The following is a 17,232-nucleotide window of genomic DNA, read 5'->3' as shown; positions in this document are numbered from 1 at the left end:
AAATAGCCCAGTTAAGGGCTATTAAAAAACTAGAGGGAATCTATTTTTGTTTAAAATTGTTCAGATTCAGTTGAACCTGCCATTGCAGTTGTTGAACTTTTTCCACTACTAATAGTGTTTGATACTGCATCAAAATACGAAGTTCCAACTTCTCTTTGATGCTTCACACTTGTGTAGCCATCTTTTTCTCTAGAAAATTCTTGTTGTTGTACTCTAGAATAAGCAGTCATACCTTCTGCTTTATATTTTTCTGCAAGTTCAAATATAGCTATGTTTTGAGTATGAAATCCAGCTAATGTGATAAATTGAAATTTATAACCCATTTTAGCAATCTCTTGTTGGAATGAAGCTATCTCATCATCGCTTAAATGTTTTTTCCAATTAAATGAAGGTGAACAATTATATGCTAACAATTTACCAGGAAATTTTTCATGTATTGCATCTGCAAATTTTTTAGCTTCAGCAAGATTTGGTGTTGCTGTTTCACACCAAATCAAATCCGCATAAGGTGCATAAGCAAGTCCTCTTGAAATAGCTTGCTCAATTCCATCTTTTACATAGAAGAAACCTTCAGGAGATCTCTCACCTGTTAAAAATGGTTTATCATTTTCATCAAAATCATTTGTAATTAATTTTGCAGCATTAGCATCTGTTCTAGCCAAAATAATCAAAGGTACTTCTGCTATATCTGCAGCAAGTCTTGCTGATTTTAAATTTTTAACCATAGTTCCAGTTGGAACTAAAACTTTACCACCCATGTGGCCACACTTCTTTTCACTAGCCAACTGATCTTCAAAGTGAACACCTGCTGCACCAGCTCTTATAAATTTTTTAGTCAATTCAAATACATTTAATGGTCCTCCAAATCCTGCTTCACCATCTGCTATAATTGGTAACATATAATCAACAGAATCTTCTTTCTTCATATCACCATCTTGTAATTCCATATGCTGAATTTGATCAGCTCTTACCAAAGAATTGTTCATTGTCTCAACTAATTTTGGTGCACTATCATAAGGATATAAAGATTGATCAGGGTACATTTCACCTGCAGTATTTGCATCAGCAGCTACTTGCCATCCACTAAGATAAATTGCTTTTAATCCTGCCTTAGCATGTTGAACTGCTTGGTTACCAGATAATGATCCGAGTGTATTAACATAAGCTTCTGAATTTAATAAATTCCATAGTTTTTGTGATTGATTTTTGCACATAGAATACTCAATTTTAATTGAACCTCGAAGACGCTCAACTTCATCGTCAGTGTAATCACGTTTTATTCCAGCAAATCTTTTAAGATCGTATGAGATATTTTCTGCACTCATTATTGGTATTCCTATGATGTTAGTAGTTTTAAGAAAATTGAATTAGTAGAAAAGAATTAGTTATTGTCGTCTAGAGACTTAATAAGGTCATTCATTCCACTAGAACCCCAATCACAATGATCATCTCTCATGTAGATACCTCTACTGTTATGTTGATCAAAATCCTCCTTTTTTATGATTTGAGCTTCATTTTCTTTAGTATTTAATTTTTTATTCATATTGATCTTATAATTTACAAAATTTACAATAGCTATTAAATTCGCAAAAATGCTTGTAAATCATAGAAAAAAATTGTAAAAATAAATTTACAAAATTTACAAATAGTAAATATGAGTCAAATAGATTTAAAAATAGGACCAAAAATCAAAGCTTTTAGAAGGCAATTAGGTCTCCAGGCAAACAAATTAGCGGAAGATTTAAGCATATCTCCGAGTTATTTAAATTTAATTGAAAGTGGAAAAAGAAAAATAGACGGTGACCTACTATTAAATGTCTGTGAAAAATTAAATATTGAGCTATCTGATTTAACATCAAAGACAGATCTCAACTTACAAAACACAATTTCTGAAATTTTAGATGATAGTTTATTTGAAGACTTAGATATTTTAGGACCAGAAGTTAAAGATTTAGTCAGCACCAATCCTAAAATTGGTAAAGCAATCGTAAGATTAGGTGACATATTAAAAAAAAAAGATCATGAACTAATTGATAAAATTGAAAAAATATCTGGAAAAATAGTTGATAATAGAAAAAATTCATTCCCAGGTGAAGTTATTTCAGACTTTCTTCAGCAAAATAGAAACTATTTTCCTAAGTTAGAAGAGTTTGCAAATAAAGTTTTTGAAAAAATTCAAAAAAATAATCGAACAAGATATATTGCTTTATGCGAATATTTAAAATCTGAATATTCAATTAAAGTTATAGATATAATACCAGAAGAAAATAAACCTTTTTCAAAAATTTATAATAAAAATAAAAAAGAACTTTTATTAAGTGATTATAGCTCATTAGAGACAAAAAAATTGCATGCAGCAGCACAGATTGCCCAAGAAGGAGCAAGTAAAGAAATTGATAAATACTTATCAACGTTTAGTTTTCCATCGGAAGAATCTAAAAAATTAACAAAAGTAGCTTTGTTGAATTATTGTGGTGCAGCAATATTAATGCCTTATAAATTATTTCACGCAGAGTGTAAGAAACTTAAATATGATTTAGAGTTATTGCAAAATACATTTGCCACATCATTTGAGCAAGTTACTCATAGGGTAACATGCTTACAAGATCCAAAGCTTCCAGGAATTCCATTTCATTTTTTAAGAGTTGATATGGCTGGGAATATTTCAAAAAGATTTTCTTTATCAGGTATTGATATACCTAGATACGGCGGGGCATGTCCAAGATGGAATGTTTATTCTGCATTAACTAGACCAGGTGTTATTCAAGCAGCAGTAAGCAAAATGACTAATGGTGAAAAATATGTTTGTATTGCAAGAACAGTTGAAAAAGGTATTGGACGATTTGGACAAGCAAAAAGTATATTATCAATAGGTCTTGGTTGTGAAGCTAAATATGCAAAAGATTTTGTATATACAGAAAATGTAAATATTAATGACAAATCAACAGAAATTCCTATAGGTGTTTCTTGTAGAACTTGTGATCGTCTAGATTGTTCTCAAAGAGCATTTCCACCATTACATAAAAAATTTGATGTAGATTTAAACTCAAGAGGAGTTTCTGTTTATGTTAGTGACAACAATTCTTAAATAATGATCAAATATATATTGCCAGCTATTATTATTTTCTTAATCGTTTTATTTTGGGAAAAAATCATAGATTTTGTTGAAAAAAAATTCAATATTAAGCTTAATTATATAGTTATAAGTTCTGTTATTGCTGCAATAGCGATCATTCTTTTGCTCTTAAATTACTAGGATTAATGAACAGTTTTGATTTTTCGAATTATAAATTAGATGAGTCTGATGGTGTTTTCACATATAAAAATGAAAATACAACACTGGGTTTTGTAAGGTTTAATGGCAATGGTGAAGTGGAATATATATTTGTTAATCCTATTTTTAGAAAACAAGGATTTGCAAAAAAATTACTTAACCTTGTTAAAGAAAAAACAGGTAGAAAGATCATACTTCAAGAACCAATAAGTCCTTTGGGTCAAAAATTATTAAATTCAATAAATAAATGGAAATAGATTTATTATTTTTTTTTACAGTTGTTCCAGCGATTATATTATATGGAATTGCTAAGTCAGGCTTAGGTGGATCTATATCATTAATTTCAGTTCCTTTAATGACATTGGTGATGCCTTTGAGTCAAGCATTAGCAATTATCTTACCAATTTTAATATTTTCAGACATGATTGCAGTATATAGGTTTAGAAAAGAATTTGATTTAAGCACTCTTAAATTAATAATTCCGTTTGCTGGAATTGGAATCTTAATAGGATCATTAACATTTTCATATTTTTCAGAAGACATACTAAAATTTTTGGTTGGTGTAATGGGATTCATTTTTACAGTTCATTATTTTTTGTTTAAAAAAAATAAAGAAGAAAAGTCTAAAAAGAATCTTTTTAAAGGTGGTATATGTTCAGCTATTGCTGGGTTTACAAGCTTTTGTGTGCATGCAGGTGGTACGCCTACAAGTATTTATTTATTGCCATTAAGATTAAAAAAAGAAATTTATGTTGGAACTAGAGTTATTTTTTTTACCTTTGTTAATTTAATTAAACTTCCATTTTATATTCACCTATCAATGATGAACCTTCAAACCTTTAAACAATCAATCATACTGGTGCCACTAGCTATTGTTGGAATATATATTGGATATAGAATTCTTAAAATAATAGATGAAAAATTATTTTATAATATAATTTATATACTAATCTTATTTTCTAGCACTAAATTAATCTATGATTATCTTACTAATTACGTGTGACAATTTCCTAAATATTAGAAATTTAGCGATTAAGTACTATTAATTTTTTATGATTAAAATTTTAAAAAAAAAATTTAAACCTAGAGTTAAAGCGCGTATTAGAAAAAATAAACAAATACTAAATAAAAGTATTGATGGTTTTTTTGGTTGGGTAAAAGGCGCTAAACTTGTTGAGCTTAAAGAGTGTAATACTGAAGAAGATCCAGTGAGACCTGAACTAGATAATAACTTTAGAACCGGGTATGGTAGAAAAATATATGGAGTTGAGTACAAAGGTGAAATTCATGCTGTTATGTGTTTTGCTTATACAAACAAAATTCCCACAAGTGTAGATGAGTTGGAAAAATTGAGTACTGATGCCTTTTTACAAAGTGCACTTAGAGATCAAAATATTGGCCAAATAGCAATTGCTTACACTGTTTGGTCTAAAAAAAAGGGAGGTGGAAAATTAATTGTGAAAGAAGTTTTTAAAAAGATAAAAAAATCTAACCATTTAAACAGACTGATAACTCTTTCTCCGCTTACTGATATGGCTACAAAATTTCACTCAAGAAATGGTGCAGAATTAATCCAAATCAATGAAAATACACAAAATTTTGAGTATAAAGTTAAATAACACCATGATTTTTAAAAATTTTTTAAATATTTTTTTTTGTACATTATTCTTTTTTTTGTATTCTGCTGTCATGGCTGCAGATGAAGCAAATTATGAGGTAATAAATAAAAATGATGTCTATGAGATAAGAAAATACTCAGATCGGTTAGCAGTTGAGACCATTTCTGATGGTCAAAATAATAGTTTTAGAAAGCTATTTAACTATATTTCTGGAAACAATAAAACCAGTGAAGAAATCAAAATGACTACACCGGTTACTCGTATTGAAAGAGAGGGTAATATGACAATGCAATTTTATTTACCATCAAAATATAATTCTAGTAATATACCAAATCCAACCAGGAAAGATGTAAGAGTAATTACTATCGCTGGAGGTTATTTTGCTGTTTTAAGATACACAGGAAGAGCTTCAGATAAAAATTTTATTAAACATAAAGATATTTTAGAAAAAGAGCTAAAAGATAATAATACAAATATTATAAGTTCACCGATAAGAGCAACCTACGATAGTCCTTTTACACTTCCGATGAACAGGAGAAATGAAGTAATGTTTAAAGTAGAGATCAATTAAACGAATTAAAATATAAAGTATTGTAAATTACTGATTTCTTATTAGTGGGTAAACCTTAGGATTTAAATACTTTATATTTGTTATCATTATTAAAAGTAATGTTATTAAACCGATACTAATTCCTAAATTAAACAATACCTTGAAGTCAAAAACCCAAACCAATTCAAAAATATTTTCAATTATAAATTTAGATGCAGTTACCGCAAAAAAGGTTGCTATCAATATTACAGAATTAAAGATTATGATAAATTCAATTAGGGAGGATAAAATAATTTCTTTTTTTGAAAACCCTAAAATTTTAAATACTAAATTTTGATATTCTTTTACTTTTCCTTGAACAATGATAGCGCTTGAAATTACAATTAATCCAATGATTATAGTGACTGCCGAGATAAGGGTTACGGCAATAAATACCTTATTTAAAACATCAGTTACTTTGTTTAAATAATCAGCAATTTTAATCATAGATAAGCTTGGAAGCACTTCTAACATTGAAGTTTCATCAAACTTTTCAATTGTTTCAAATTTTGTAGTTGCTAAATATTCATGAGGAATATTATTTGCAAATTGAGGATTAAATAACATTGCAAAATTAATACTAAGATCACGGTAATCAACAGCTCTAAAATTAACTATTTCTCCTTCAATTTCTCTTCCATAAATATTAAGAGTGAATACATCACCTAATTTAATATTTAAATTTTTTGCAACTTCAGCATCTAAAGAAATTTGAAGTTGGTCAGGCTTAGTAAGATCCCACCACTTACCTTCGGTTAAGGGATTATCTTCTGGAACTTCATCGGTCCATGAGGATCTTCTGTCACTTCCAATTACCCAATAACTATCATTATCAGGCTTAATATAAGTATTTGGATTAACTCCATTAATCTTAATAATTCCAGATGATACCATCGGTACTACTTCAATTTTTGCATCAGCATCCATATTCAATATATTTTTTTCGAATATTTCTTTTTCTCCTTTTTGAATTCCAACAAAAAAATAGTCAGGAGCAATATCAGGTATTGATTTTGCAATTTCTCTTTGAAAATTAGTTCCAACTAATGCAAGCGTTAACAGCAAAGTAACCCCAAGTCCCAAAGACATAATTGTAATTGGTGTTATGCTTTTTGTTTGTGTTATGTTTTTAATAGATACTTTTAAAGATATGTTGGAAGTAGATTTAAATTTTTTTAAAAAATATATGATTATTTTTGAAAGTAGAAAAAATACAATCAAACAAACAAAAAAAGCCACAAAATATCCAAGGCTATAAATAGGTCTTTCAGATCCAAAACTAAATAATAATACTAAAATAGATAATAAGATTAGACTTAAAGCTGTAGATTTTTTTGAATAATAAAACTCTAAGTTTTGAAAAACATTTCTAAATAAATTAGAAGCTTTTACTTGGTCAATTGAACTTATGGTTGGAATTGAAAAAATAACAAGAACTAATAACCCAACTAAAAATATCTTAATAAAGTTTAAAATTGAAAACACTGGAGAAACATTAAGCCCTAATCCATCTGATAAATATTGATCCACAATTGGAACTAGTAAAAAACTTGAGCCATAAGCAAAAGTGGTGATTACTAAAAGTAAGATAAATAATTGAAGATAATAAAGTGTTTTGATGTTTCCTGAATAAAATCCAACTGCTTTTCTAACGGCAATAGACATATTATTTTGATTGATAAAAGAAAGAAGGGTATTTGCTATTCCAATTCCAGCAATAAGCATCGCACTAATTGAAACTAATGATAAAAATTGTGAAAAATTATTGATAATTCTCTTTAAACCACTGGCAGAATTTTCAGGATATCTAAGCTTAACTTTTTGATCATCTTTAAATATATCTTCAATTCTTTTTTCTAGTTTTTTAGCATCATCTGTTTCGTTGAATTTTACTTTGTATTCGTAATTTAAAAAACTACCAATTCCATTTAATTTTAAAATTTCTAATGTTTGATCGCCTGCAAGTGCCCAATCACCGAAAGCTACAAATCCACTGACATCAGGGACAGATTTTACAATTCCAATAATTGTGAATAATTGATTTTGAACTTTAATTTTGTCATTAATCTTTAGATTTAAATTTTTGGATAAACTTTCATTTATTAGCAAAGTATTGGGCTCATTGTGCATTCTATCAAATGCACCTACTGGTTCGTAATCAACAGAGCCATATAATGGATATTTAGTGTCTACAGTCTTTATTCTGGTAAAAAGAGATTTGTTTTTTTCTCTACCAGTAGTTGAGACCATTGTGCTGAACTCAATCATTTGAGAAATTGTTGTAAACTTTTTTACTTGATTAACCAGTTCAAGATTTCCTTCATTACGATTATAGTCTATCTCAAGATCTCCTCCTAATAAAGATTTAGCATTATCATTTAATTCTTTTTTTAAGCTATCTTCAATTGTGAAGATGGCACTTAAAATGAAAAGACTAATAAAAAGAGTTATTATAATACTGGCGAGTTTTTTATAATTTCTGCTTAAATCTTTTAAAGCATATTTAAAAATTAAATTTAGTTCAGATGGATTATTTAATTTTTCCATCTTTAATTTTAATTTTTCTTTTTGCTTTATTAGCTAATTTTGGATCATGAGTTACCATAATGAGTGAGGAACCTTCTTCTTTTACATATTTAAATAATATATCAGAAATCATTACTGAATTTTCAGTATCTAAATTTCCAGTAGGTTCATCCGCTAAGATTAATTCTGGTTTCATTGCAATGGCTCGAGCTATAGCAACTCTTTGTTGTTCGCCACCTGATAACTGACTTGGCAAATTATTAAATCGATGACTTAATCCAAATCGATCTAACAATTGTTTAGCCTCTTTTTCAGGATTTTTGAATTTATTCAATTCAAGAGTTAGGGCTACATTTTCAACTGCTGTATAATTAGGGATTAAATAAAATGACTGAAATATAATTCCAATATTTTTTCTTCTTATTTCAGAGACTTTATCTTCATTTAATTTTGTTATTTCATGATCTTGAAAAAAAATTTTTCCAGAGGTAGCTTTTTCTAACCCTCCGATTAACATTATTAGACTAGTTTTTCCTGACCCACTTTCTCCAACAATAGAAATTGTTTCTTTTTTCTTGGTAGTTAAGTTAACATCTTTTAAAACTCTGATATTATCTTTGCCAGTTTTGTATTTAAGATTTACCTTATTTAATTTAAGAAGAATGCTCATGAATAAAAGTTTTATTATTAAAATAATCGTACTCTGTCTAGTCACCATAAAGGTAAGTGCAATAGAAAAAGTAATATTATTTGGAGATAGCTTGATGGCAGGTTATGGATTGCCTAATGAACAACATTTATCAGTAGTTTTACAAAATAGTTTAGAGCTAGAGGGACACAACATAGAAATTGTTAATGGTAGTGTTTCAGGAAGCACTTCTGCAGGCGGATTAAATATAGCTGAGTGGACTTTATCAGAAAATAATATTGATCTTATGATCTTATGTCTTGGAGCTAATGATATGCTTAGAGGTATAAACCCTAAGGAGACAAAAAATAACTTAGAAGAAATTATAAAAATTGCAAAAAACAAAAATATTAAAGTGGTCATAGCTGGAATGATCGCACCAAACTCTTATGGTTCTGTATATAAAAAATCTTTTGATAAAATTTTCTCTGATTTATCTAAAAAGTATAAGTTAAAATTAATTCCATTTCTACTTGAGGGTGTAGCACAAAAACCTGAATTTAATTTAAGTGATGGCATGCATCCAAATGACCAAGGCACAATTATCATTGGTAACACTCTAAAAAAAGCGATCTTAGAAAATCTATAAAGACTTAATATTATTTTTTTGTTATCGTTTTTTATGAAAAAGATTCTTTCAATCATTATTTTATTTCTTTCTACAATAACTGTAAGTGCGAATGACAGAGATATTGAACTTGATAAATTATTCTTAGAATTAAAAAAGAATATTCCATCTTTATCATCAGGAATTGCACAACAAATTTGGATGCTTTGGAGCACACATCCTACAGATCAAAAATTGACATCACTTTTAGATGAGGGCTCAAGATTAGTACAAGACCAACAATTAAATAGAGCTATAGATGTCTTTACGGAAGCGATTGAATTAGATCCTAATTGGGCAGAAGCTTGGAATAAGAGAGCAACAGTACTTTATATGGTTGGAGAGTTTCAAAAATCTCAGGATGATATTGATAAAGTTCTAGAATTAGAAGAAAGACATTTTGGAGCTTTGGCAGGACAAGGTATGGTTAATATAAAGTTAAAGAATTACGATAAAGCAAAAAGAAGTTATAAAAAAGCACAAGAAATTTATCCTGCCATGAAATCTTCAAAGGTAATGATTGAACAAATTGAAGAGTTAATTAAAAGACAATCAATTTAGTTACTAAGATAAATTTTTTCAGATTTAATATTTAGGGAATAATGAGCATTAAATATGATGTTATAATAATTGGAGCAGGTGCAGCTGGCATGATGAGTGCTATTGAAGCTGGCAAACGTGGTCGAAAAGTTTTACTCGTTGATCATTATAAAAAAATTGGTGAAAAGATTAGAATTTCAGGTGGAGGTAGATGTAATTTTACTAATATTAACTCAAATCCAAGCAAATTTCTTTCTCAAAACCCAAAGTTTGTAAGATCAGCTTTAAGTCAATATACCCAGAATGATTTTATCAATTTAATGAATAAGCATGAGATTAAATTTCATGAAAAAAAATTAGGACAATTATTTTGCGATCATAGTGCTCAACAAATTGTTGAGATGTTGCTTAAAGAATGTGAGTTAGCAAATGTAACTGTTTTAAAAGAATTTATTATAAAGAATGTTGAAAAAGATAATGATCAATATCTTGTATCAACGGAAACTGAAGAATATTCATCAGAGTCGTTGATTGTTGCAACTGGTGGATTATCAGTTCCAAAAATTGGTGCCACTTCATTTGGTTATGAAATCGCTAAAAAATTTGATCACAATATTATTGAAACCTTACCTGCCTTAGTGCCCTTAACGTTTAGTGAAAAGATTTTAGAAATGTGTAAAGAGTTAACAGGACTTTCAGTTGAAGCGATAGTCTCTTTTAATAAAGTTTTGTTTCAAGAAGGAATGTTATTTACACACCGTGGTTTAAGTGGCCCTTCTATTTTACAAATTTCATCTTACTGGAAACAGGGTGATAATATTAAAGTTAATCTTTCACCAAAATTAAATGTTTATCAATTATTAGAGGAAAAAAGAAAGTTAAATCCAAAATTTGATATTTTAAATATTGTAAGTGAAATTTTGCCAAAAAGATTAGCTCAAATTATTTGTAGTGAAAATAAAGTAAGTGGAAATATTTCAGAATTATCTAATAAAATATTAAAACAATTAAGTGAGAATATAAATTCTTGGTTAATCAATCCAACAGGATCTGAAGGGTACAGAACAGCAGAAGTCACTTTAGGTGGGGTTAATACTAAAGAATTATCATCAAAAACAATGATGTCTAATAAACATAAAAATTTATTCTTTATTGGTGAAGTTGTGGATGTAACTGGACATTTAGGTGGATATAATTTTCAATGGGCTTGGTCTTCTGGTTATGTTGCGGGCCAATATGCTTAAAACCATCATATCGACTCAACTCATTCTATTTGCTAAAATATACACATGTGCGGAAGATATGTTGTTAAAAACCCAGTTACTAAAACTAGTAAATTAGTTAAATCTGCAATTCAAGTTGAAGATACTGAAAACTATAACGCACACCCATATCAAAAACTTCCAGTGATTAAAAAATATAAAAATGGAAATACTTTAGAAGCACTTAAATGGGGTTTAATTCCAGGTTGGGCCAAAGATAAAGATTTTAAAGCTTTAATTAATGCAAGATTGGAGACTATTGATGAGAAAGTTTCATTTAAAAAACTAATTAAAAATAATAGATGTGTTGCAGTTGCTGATGGTTTTTATGAATGGAAAAGAGAAGAAAATGAGAAAACACCTCATTATTTTACAAGAAAAGATAGTAAACCAATATTTTTTGCAGGAATTTTTGAAGAAGATCAATTTTGTTTAATTACAGAAGAAGCAAAAGAAAACATCACTGAAATACATCACCGTCAACCTGTGATTATTAATCAAACAGATGTTAATCGATATTTGAATTTAGAATTACAAGGTTCAGCCTTTTTAAAGGAATGTAGTAAACCTAATCTTGTTTTTCATGAAGTTTCAAAAGATGTAAACAAACCTACAAATAACAGCACATCATTAATTCAAAAAATAAATTAAACTTCGTTTAAAAATTAACATAAAATTGAAAAGCTATTCCACATAAAATAGCTCCTCCAAAACCGAAAGTTAAGTAAGCGATAAATGTAGAGCGGTTCACCAGAGACCAAACAGCTGTCATTGCTGGAATAGAACTGATTGCTCCACCAACTAGAAAAGCCATAGCACCACCAGCACTCAATCCTTGTTCAATTAATCCTGACACAATAGCTGGTGCTGCATAAGAATTTAAGTAAGCAGGTACACCAGCAAAAGCTCCTATAACAATAGATAACAATCCATCTCCTAACAAAAAACTTCCAATTACTTGAGCAGACATAAATTGAACCATTAATGCTTCAATTAAATAAGCAAGCGATAACCATTTTAATAAAAATAATCCATTCGTTATAAATTCATCTCTAAAAATTTTAGTTCTTTCTGAATTATTCCAAAATTTTAAGATAAGCTCTTGATTAAAAGGATCTTTAGTATCACAGCATGAGTCACTACTAGATCTATTTTGATCTTTTAATGGGCTTGTAAACATCCCAAGTTTTGTTAAAAAATAAATTCCAAAGCCACCAATTAAACCAATAGTTAATGCTGAAATCGTTTTTGCTATTGCATAATCCCAACCAAGAGCACTTGCAGTGATCAACAGAGCAGGAGGATCAATTAAAGGTGAAGATAACCAAAAAGCCATCACAGCAGATAGCGGAACTCCTAAAGCTAGCATACTTGCTATAAATGGTATTACTTCACATGAACAAAATGGAGCAAGACCACCAACTAATGTTGCGATAAAAATCGTTCTAACTCCTTTTCCTTTAAATGCTTTTGAAACTAAACTTTCGGCACCAGTTGCTTTTAAATATGCAACTAAGCTGATAGCAAATAAAATAAAAGGAATAGTTCCCATTAAAGCCTTTAAGGCAAAAACTAAAATAGAATTAAAATTATTAGACTCAAATATGAAAATTAATAAGGAGATTAAAACAACAAGTGTCCAAACATTATTAATTTTAAGGTTAAAATTATTAATATTTCTTAAAAAGGCTGCTTTCATTATTTTCTTTTATTTTCATTTACACAGCATTCTTTTAAAAGATAATCAGCTAAAGATTGAATATGATTAATTTGAGCAAAATTTAAAATGGATCTACCTTTTTTTACTTGTTTAATTAAATTTGCTTTTTTTAAATAATCGAGATGGTGAGCTAGTGTTGATAATGGTATATTAAGGAGATCTTGTATTTCACCAATTGATAAGCCTTTTGAACCTATTTTAACCAATTCTAGAAGAACACTTAACCTATGTTTTGAGCCTACTGCATTAAATCCTTCTGCCGCTCTATCAGTATCTAACATAGTTATATAACTAGTTATATAGTTATTAATAGTATGATGTCAATGATTAAGTAAAAGAATAGGAATGTAATTACAATTAACTGTGTGGTTTTATACAGTTAAAGTTAAGTTTAATATTTGATATATCATTTTGTATAATAATAATAATTAGGAGATATTAATGTTAAAAGTTTATTTAGCTGGTGAAATACATAGTGATTGGCGAAATGAAATTGTTGAACTTTGTAAAAAAGAAAAACTAGGTATTGAGTTTACATCTCCTATTACTGATCATGAAACTTCTGATAATTGTGGTGTCGAAATTTTAGGAGCTGAAGAAAAAAATTTTTGGAAAGATAGAAAAGGTGCCAATATTAATTCAATTAGAACTAAAAAATCAATTCAAGACAGTGATGTAATTATTGTTAAATTTGGTGAAAAATACAAACAATGGAATGCTGCTTTTGATGCTGGTTATGCAGCAGCTTTAAATAAATCAATAATTGTTATTCATAATGACGATCATCAACATGCACTTAAAGAAGTTGATGCAGCTGCATCAGCCGTTGCATCTGATCAAAAACAAGCAGTTCGAATATTAAAATATGTTTTAGAAGGATCTTTAAAATAATTAATAATGCTAACATATATAATCCCTTTTTTAATTCTAATTCTGGTTGTGGTGTTTATTCATGAATATGGTCATTATTGGTTTGCCAAAAGATATGGAGTAGGAGTTACAGATTTTTCTATAGGTTTTGGTAAAGAAATTTTTGGATGGAATGATAAATCAGGAACTAGATGGAAAATTTGCTGGATACCTTTGGGTGGTTATGTAAAGTTTTTTGGGGATCGAAACGTATTTTCACAAGCTGATCAAGAGAAAGTTTTAAAACAATATAATAAAGAAGATCAAGATAGGTTATTTGTATTAAAACCTCTGTATCAAAGAGTTTTAATAGTATTTGGTGGACCACTTGCCAATTTTCTTTTAGCAATAGCAATCTTTTTTTCAATTTATACTTTTATTGGAAAAGATTTTACTCCAGCAGTAATTAATGAAGTTCAAAAAGATAGTCCAGCTATGATTGGTGGACTTAAACAAAATGACGTTATTTTGGAAATTGATGGCAATAAAGTTAATAGCATTATGGATGTTTCAAAATTTATCACAACTTCCACAGGTGAAATTATCGATTTTAAAGTTGAGAGATCTGACCAAGAGTATTTGCTTAAAATTAAACCTAATATAGTTTTAAGCGAAGATAATTTAGGTAATAAAATTAATAAAAGAATGGTTGGTATTAAACTTGGTGCTTACAATAATGAAATCAATCATGTTAAATTAGGACCAGCCCAAGCTTTAATTCATTCTGTTAAAGAAGTTTATTTTGTGAGCGCTACATCACTAAAATATATTGGCAGTATGTTTAAAGGTACTGGTGATACCTCCCAATTAGGGGGACCTATTAGAATTGCTAAGATTACTGGTCAAGTCGCAGAAATTGGTATCTTACCATTTATCTCAATAATGGCTTATATTTCAATAAGTCTTGGTTTAATTAACTTATTTCCTATCCCAATGTTAGATGGCGGACACTTAATGTTTTATGCTTTTGAAAAAATTTTAGGACGCCCTTTGTCTCAAAAAACGCAAGAAGGTTTTTTTCGAATCGGGATGTTTTTGTTGCTATCATTGATGTTTTTTACAACATTTAATGACCTAAAAGACTTAGGTTTGTTCAATTAATTAAACTTATTTGAACTTTAAAAAAGTAAGTAAAATCAACACTTATTTAATGAATATCAAGATATTGTATGTTTTAAAAATAAAGACACTAAAAAAAAGCTTGATTTATCAACGTTTATGATAAGTATGATAATTAATCAACTAAACCGGAGCTAAAATGAACAAAAAACAACTAATGGCACAGCTTTCTGGCTCATTAAACTTGAGCAAAGCAGATGCTGAAAGAACATTTGATACAATTACCAACACTATTTTAGATGCACTAAAAGGTGATGATTCAGTGAAAATTGCTGGATTTGGTACTTATAAAGTAGCTAAAAGAAAAGCAAGAGTTGGAAGAAACCCAAGAACAGGTGAACAAATCCAAATCGCTGCTTCTCAAAAAGTAAAATTCTTACCCGCAAAAGCTTTAAAAGAAGTATTCAACAAGTAATCATTTTTTTTAACAGCCCTAACGTATTTAAATACGTTTAGGGCTGTTACTATATGCAAAAACTGCATACCAAATTTTCCTAATCAGCGTTAGTTTTAAAAATTCATCAATTTATAAGTCTTCTATTAACGGGAGGTTTTATGAAAAAAATTATTAAACTAATATCAACACCATTGCTCTCATTAGTAATGTTAATGAGTTTAACTAGTGTTGGAAATGCTGAAACAACAGTATCAGCAGAAGTAGGGTTTATCTTTAATACTCTATTATTTTTAATTTGTGGTTTCCTTGTCATGTTCATGGCTGCAGGTTTTGCAATGCTTGAATCTGGTATGGTAACTTCAAAAAGTGTTTCTGTAATTTGTGCAAAGAACATTGGTCTTTATGCAATATCAGGAATTATGTTTTGGCTAGTTGGTTACAACTTGGCATACGGTATTCCAGAAGGTGGATATATAGGAAATTTTGTACCTTGGTCTGATGCCAGTTCATTAGAAACTGGCTATTCAGATGGATCTGACTGGTTTTTCCAAATGGTATTTTGTGCAACAACAGTTTCAATTTGTTCAGGAGCTATGGCTGAAAGAATCAAATTATGGCCATTCTTTTTCTTTGCAGCTATTTTAGCTGGAGTAATTTATCCAATCGTAATGGGTTGGCAGTGGGGCGGGGGCTGGTTAGCTGAAATTGGTTTTTCTGACTTTGCTGGATCAACATTAGTTCACTCAACGGGTGGTGCAGCTGCGCTTGCAGGTATAATGATACTTGGACCAAGATATGGTAGATTTACAAAATCTGGTGTGCCAACACCTATCAAACCTTTTGCAGCCTCATCAATACCTTTAGTTACAATCGGTGTTTTTGTACTTTGGTTAGGATGGTTTGGATTTAATGGAGGGTCACAATTAGCTCTTGGATCATTTGCTGACGCTGTTTCGATTTCTACAATCTTTATTAATACCAATTTAGCAGCTTGTGGTGGTGTATTAGCAGCGGCAGTAGTTACTAGATTAATGTTTGGTAAAACTGACGTAGTTCAAATGTTGAATGGTGCAATAGGTGGATTAGTTGCCATAACAGCAGAACCATTAGCTCCATCACCCTTAACTGCAATTTTAATTGGTGCTGTTGGTGGTGTCATTGTTGTGTTCGGAACTAAATTACTATTTAGTTATAAACTTGATGATGTTGTTGGAGCAATACCAGCTCATTTACTCTCAGGTATTTGGGGAACATTAGCCGTGCCATTAACAAACCCAGATGCTACGTTTGGTGCACAGTTAATTGGAGTGGTTTCAATAAATATATTTGTATTTATTGTTTCATATATTATCTGGTCAGTGCTTAACTCTCTGGTAGGAATTACTTTAAGTAAAGAGGCTCAAGCAAAAGGAACTGATGTTACTGAAACAGGTGTAATTGCTTACGCAATTAGAGACTAAAAAATTCTTTCTCTATAACGTTAAAGGTCCCTTAGAAATAAGGGGCCTTTCTTATTGTTTTATAATTCCTTTTAGAGTTTCTAACACCTCTTTTGCGTGATCTTTAACCCTCACATTATCCCAAATCTTTATAATTTTACTCTTTTTATCAATTAAAATTGTAGTTCTTATAATCCCCATAAACTCTCGTCCCATAAATTTTTTTTTACCCCAAACTTTATATTTTTTAAGTACTTTAATTTCTTCATCAGCTAATAAATCAAATTTTACCTTATATTTATCTCTAAATTTATCGTGACTTTTAAGATTATCTTTTGAAATTCCATATATCTCACAATCTAACTTTTTAAATTTTGAAAGTAATTTGTTAAAATCATTAGTTTCTATAGTGCAGCCCGGAGTATCATCTTTTGGATAGAAATAGATTACAACAAACTTTCCGATAGAGTCTTTTAACGAATAATTTTCTTTTGATGTTGAGGGTAAAATAAAATTAGGAGCCTTGGTATTAATTTTTAACAT

At 29.4% G+C, this 17,232-nt stretch carries 20 protein-coding genes; 13 read left to right on the top strand and 7 right to left on the bottom strand.

Features of this window, described 5'->3' with window-relative positions:
* Positions 1-50 precede the first annotated feature (50 nt).
* The gene (gene aceA, locus ACIJYG_RS04210) at positions 51-1,325 is read right to left on the bottom strand and encodes an isocitrate lyase (RefSeq protein ID WP_435095451.1); all 1,275 of its coding nucleotides are present in this window, start codon (positions 1,323-1,325) and stop codon (positions 51-53) included.
* A gap of 56 nt (positions 1,326-1,381) precedes the next feature.
* Positions 1,382-1,543 carry a hypothetical protein gene (locus ACIJYG_RS04205; protein WP_435087455.1) on the bottom strand — a complete coding sequence of 54 codons (162 nt, stop codon included), beginning with the start codon at positions 1,541-1,543 and terminating at the stop codon, positions 1,382-1,384.
* A 111-nt stretch (positions 1,544-1,654) separates the two neighbouring features.
* Between ACIJYG_RS04205 and ACIJYG_RS04200 the strand changes: the two genes are divergently transcribed.
* The 5 genes from ACIJYG_RS04200 (at position 1,655) to ACIJYG_RS04180 (ending at position 5,464) form a co-directional block, all read left to right on the top strand.
* On the top strand, positions 1,655-3,088 hold the full coding sequence (locus ACIJYG_RS04200; RefSeq protein ID WP_435095448.1) for a helix-turn-helix domain-containing protein: 1,434 nt from the start codon (positions 1,655-1,657) through the stop codon (positions 3,086-3,088).
* 173 nt (positions 3,089-3,261) lie between these two features.
* A complete protein-coding gene (locus ACIJYG_RS04195; protein WP_435087453.1) occupies positions 3,262-3,531 on the top strand; it encodes a GNAT family N-acetyltransferase in 270 nt (89 codons plus the stop codon).
* Entirely contained in the window at positions 3,522-4,277 is a 756-nt protein-coding gene (locus ACIJYG_RS04190; protein WP_435087451.1) for a sulfite exporter TauE/SafE family protein, read from the top strand. Before ACIJYG_RS04195 ends, ACIJYG_RS04190 begins: the two co-directional genes overlap by 10 nt.
* 49 nt (positions 4,278-4,326) lie before the next feature.
* Positions 4,327-4,893 (top strand): hypothetical protein, encoded by a 567-nt coding sequence (locus ACIJYG_RS04185; RefSeq protein ID WP_435087450.1) that lies wholly within the window; start codon positions 4,327-4,329, stop codon positions 4,891-4,893.
* A gap of 4 nt (positions 4,894-4,897) precedes the next feature.
* Positions 4,898-5,464, top strand: a complete 567-nt coding sequence (locus ACIJYG_RS04180) for an SOUL family heme-binding protein (RefSeq protein WP_435095445.1) — start codon at positions 4,898-4,900, stop codon at positions 5,462-5,464.
* Between the two features lie 27 nt (positions 5,465-5,491).
* On the opposite strand, the gene ACIJYG_RS04175 is transcribed toward ACIJYG_RS04180, so the two are convergent.
* Together ACIJYG_RS04175 and ACIJYG_RS04170 are read right to left on the bottom strand one after the other, a co-directional pair.
* Positions 5,492-8,029: an ABC transporter permease gene (locus ACIJYG_RS04175; protein WP_435095442.1), complete on the bottom strand. Its 2,538-nt coding sequence runs from the start codon at positions 8,027-8,029 to the stop codon at positions 5,492-5,494.
* On the bottom strand, positions 8,013-8,678 hold the full coding sequence (locus ACIJYG_RS04170) for an ABC transporter ATP-binding protein (protein WP_435095439.1): 666 nt from the start codon (positions 8,676-8,678) through the stop codon (positions 8,013-8,015). Before ACIJYG_RS04170 ends, ACIJYG_RS04175 begins: the two co-directional genes overlap by 17 nt.
* On the opposite strand from ACIJYG_RS04170, the gene ACIJYG_RS04165 reads away from it, so the two are divergent.
* The 4 genes from ACIJYG_RS04165 to ACIJYG_RS04150 are packed head-to-tail and all read left to right on the top strand — an operon-like array spanning position 8,677 to position 11,756.
* Positions 8,677-9,285 carry an arylesterase gene (locus ACIJYG_RS04165; protein ID WP_435095436.1) on the top strand — a complete coding sequence of 203 codons (609 nt, stop codon included), beginning with the start codon at positions 8,677-8,679 and terminating at the stop codon, positions 9,283-9,285. The genes ACIJYG_RS04170 and ACIJYG_RS04165 overlap by 2 nt on opposite strands.
* Before the next feature lie 33 nt (positions 9,286-9,318).
* Positions 9,319-9,864 (top strand): tetratricopeptide repeat protein, encoded by a 546-nt coding sequence (locus ACIJYG_RS04160; protein WP_435089520.1) that lies wholly within the window; start codon positions 9,319-9,321, stop codon positions 9,862-9,864.
* Between the two features lie 41 nt (positions 9,865-9,905).
* The gene (locus ACIJYG_RS04155; protein ID WP_435095433.1) at positions 9,906-11,087 is read left to right on the top strand and encodes an NAD(P)/FAD-dependent oxidoreductase; all 1,182 of its coding nucleotides are present in this window, start codon (positions 9,906-9,908) and stop codon (positions 11,085-11,087) included.
* 45 nt (positions 11,088-11,132) lie between these two features.
* Complete coding sequence (locus ACIJYG_RS04150; RefSeq protein WP_435095430.1) at positions 11,133-11,756, top strand: SOS response-associated peptidase; 624 nt, start codon at positions 11,133-11,135, stop codon at positions 11,754-11,756.
* A 7-nt stretch (positions 11,757-11,763) separates the two neighbouring features.
* On the opposite strand, the gene ACIJYG_RS04145 is transcribed toward ACIJYG_RS04150, so the two are convergent.
* Together ACIJYG_RS04145 and ACIJYG_RS04140 are read right to left on the bottom strand one after the other, a co-directional pair.
* On the bottom strand, positions 11,764-12,804 hold the full coding sequence (locus tag ACIJYG_RS04145) for a permease (protein WP_435095427.1): 1,041 nt from the start codon (positions 12,802-12,804) through the stop codon (positions 11,764-11,766).
* A complete protein-coding gene (locus tag ACIJYG_RS04140; protein WP_435087436.1) occupies positions 12,804-13,106 on the bottom strand; it encodes an ArsR/SmtB family transcription factor in 303 nt (100 codons plus the stop codon). Before ACIJYG_RS04140 ends, ACIJYG_RS04145 begins: the two co-directional genes overlap by 1 nt.
* 160 nt (positions 13,107-13,266) lie before the next feature.
* Here ACIJYG_RS04140 and ACIJYG_RS04135 point away from each other — a divergent pair, with 160 nt between their 5' ends.
* The 4 genes from ACIJYG_RS04135 (at position 13,267) to ACIJYG_RS04120 (ending at position 16,710) form a co-directional block, all read left to right on the top strand.
* Complete coding sequence (locus ACIJYG_RS04135) at positions 13,267-13,716, top strand: YtoQ family protein (RefSeq protein WP_435087435.1); 450 nt, start codon at positions 13,267-13,269, stop codon at positions 13,714-13,716.
* A gap of 6 nt (positions 13,717-13,722) precedes the next feature.
* On the top strand, positions 13,723-14,835 hold the full coding sequence (rseP, locus tag ACIJYG_RS04130; protein WP_435095424.1) for an RIP metalloprotease RseP: 1,113 nt from the start codon (positions 13,723-13,725) through the stop codon (positions 14,833-14,835).
* Positions 14,836-14,992: 157 nt separating this feature from the next.
* Positions 14,993-15,268: an HU family DNA-binding protein gene (locus ACIJYG_RS04125; protein ID WP_023648697.1), complete on the top strand. Its 276-nt coding sequence runs from the start codon at positions 14,993-14,995 to the stop codon at positions 15,266-15,268.
* A gap of 140 nt (positions 15,269-15,408) precedes the next feature.
* Positions 15,409-16,710 carry an ammonium transporter gene (locus ACIJYG_RS04120; protein ID WP_435095421.1) on the top strand — a complete coding sequence of 434 codons (1,302 nt, stop codon included), beginning with the start codon at positions 15,409-15,411 and terminating at the stop codon, positions 16,708-16,710.
* Between the two features lie 51 nt (positions 16,711-16,761).
* Here ACIJYG_RS04120 and bcp read toward each other — a convergent pair whose 3' ends face one another.
* Positions 16,762-17,232, bottom strand: coding sequence for a thioredoxin-dependent thiol peroxidase (gene bcp / locus ACIJYG_RS04115; protein ID WP_435095418.1), 471 nt, complete (start codon positions 17,230-17,232; stop codon positions 16,762-16,764).

The sequence above is a fragment of the Candidatus Pelagibacter bacterium nBUS_27 genome (assembly GCF_051200985.1).
Classification (GTDB): domain Bacteria; phylum Pseudomonadota; class Alphaproteobacteria; order Pelagibacterales; family Pelagibacteraceae; genus Pelagibacter.
This window is presented reverse-complemented; position numbering and strand designations above follow the sequence as displayed.

Coding starts and splice junctions, on each gene's coding strand:
- ACIJYG_RS04165 (WP_435095436.1), top strand. CDS start 8,677: ATGAATAAAAGTTTTATTATTAAAATAATCGTACTCTGTCTAGTCACC.
- ACIJYG_RS04145 (WP_435095427.1), bottom strand. CDS start 12,804: ATGAAAGCAGCCTTTTTAAGAAATATTAATAATTTTAACCTTAAAATT.
- ACIJYG_RS04125 (WP_023648697.1), top strand. CDS start 14,993: ATGAACAAAAAACAACTAATGGCACAGCTTTCTGGCTCATTAAACTTG.
- ACIJYG_RS04160 (WP_435089520.1), top strand. CDS start 9,319: ATGAAAAAGATTCTTTCAATCATTATTTTATTTCTTTCTACAATAACT.
- ACIJYG_RS04120 (WP_435095421.1), top strand. CDS start 15,409: ATGAAAAAAATTATTAAACTAATATCAACACCATTGCTCTCATTAGTA.
- bcp (WP_435095418.1), bottom strand. CDS start 17,232: ATGTTAAAAATTAATACCAAGGCTCCTAATTTTATTTTACCCTCAACA.
- ACIJYG_RS04150 (WP_435095430.1), top strand. CDS start 11,133: ATGTGCGGAAGATATGTTGTTAAAAACCCAGTTACTAAAACTAGTAAA.
- ACIJYG_RS04195 (WP_435087453.1), top strand. CDS start 3,262: ATGAACAGTTTTGATTTTTCGAATTATAAATTAGATGAGTCTGATGGT.
- ACIJYG_RS04180 (WP_435095445.1), top strand. CDS start 4,898: ATGATTTTTAAAAATTTTTTAAATATTTTTTTTTGTACATTATTCTTT.
- ACIJYG_RS04170 (WP_435095439.1), bottom strand. CDS start 8,678: ATGAGCATTCTTCTTAAATTAAATAAGGTAAATCTTAAATACAAAACT.
- ACIJYG_RS04190 (WP_435087451.1), top strand. CDS start 3,522: ATGGAAATAGATTTATTATTTTTTTTTACAGTTGTTCCAGCGATTATA.
- ACIJYG_RS04185 (WP_435087450.1), top strand. CDS start 4,327: ATGATTAAAATTTTAAAAAAAAAATTTAAACCTAGAGTTAAAGCGCGT.
- ACIJYG_RS04135 (WP_435087435.1), top strand. CDS start 13,267: ATGTTAAAAGTTTATTTAGCTGGTGAAATACATAGTGATTGGCGAAAT.
- aceA (WP_435095451.1), bottom strand. CDS start 1,325: ATGAGTGCAGAAAATATCTCATACGATCTTAAAAGATTTGCTGGAATA.
- ACIJYG_RS04205 (WP_435087455.1), bottom strand. CDS start 1,543: ATGAATAAAAAATTAAATACTAAAGAAAATGAAGCTCAAATCATAAAA.
- rseP (WP_435095424.1), top strand. CDS start 13,723: ATGCTAACATATATAATCCCTTTTTTAATTCTAATTCTGGTTGTGGTG.
- ACIJYG_RS04140 (WP_435087436.1), bottom strand. CDS start 13,106: ATGTTAGATACTGATAGAGCGGCAGAAGGATTTAATGCAGTAGGCTCA.
- ACIJYG_RS04155 (WP_435095433.1), top strand. CDS start 9,906: ATGAGCATTAAATATGATGTTATAATAATTGGAGCAGGTGCAGCTGGC.
- ACIJYG_RS04175 (WP_435095442.1), bottom strand. CDS start 8,029: ATGGAAAAATTAAATAATCCATCTGAACTAAATTTAATTTTTAAATAT.
- ACIJYG_RS04200 (WP_435095448.1), top strand. CDS start 1,655: ATGAGTCAAATAGATTTAAAAATAGGACCAAAAATCAAAGCTTTTAGA.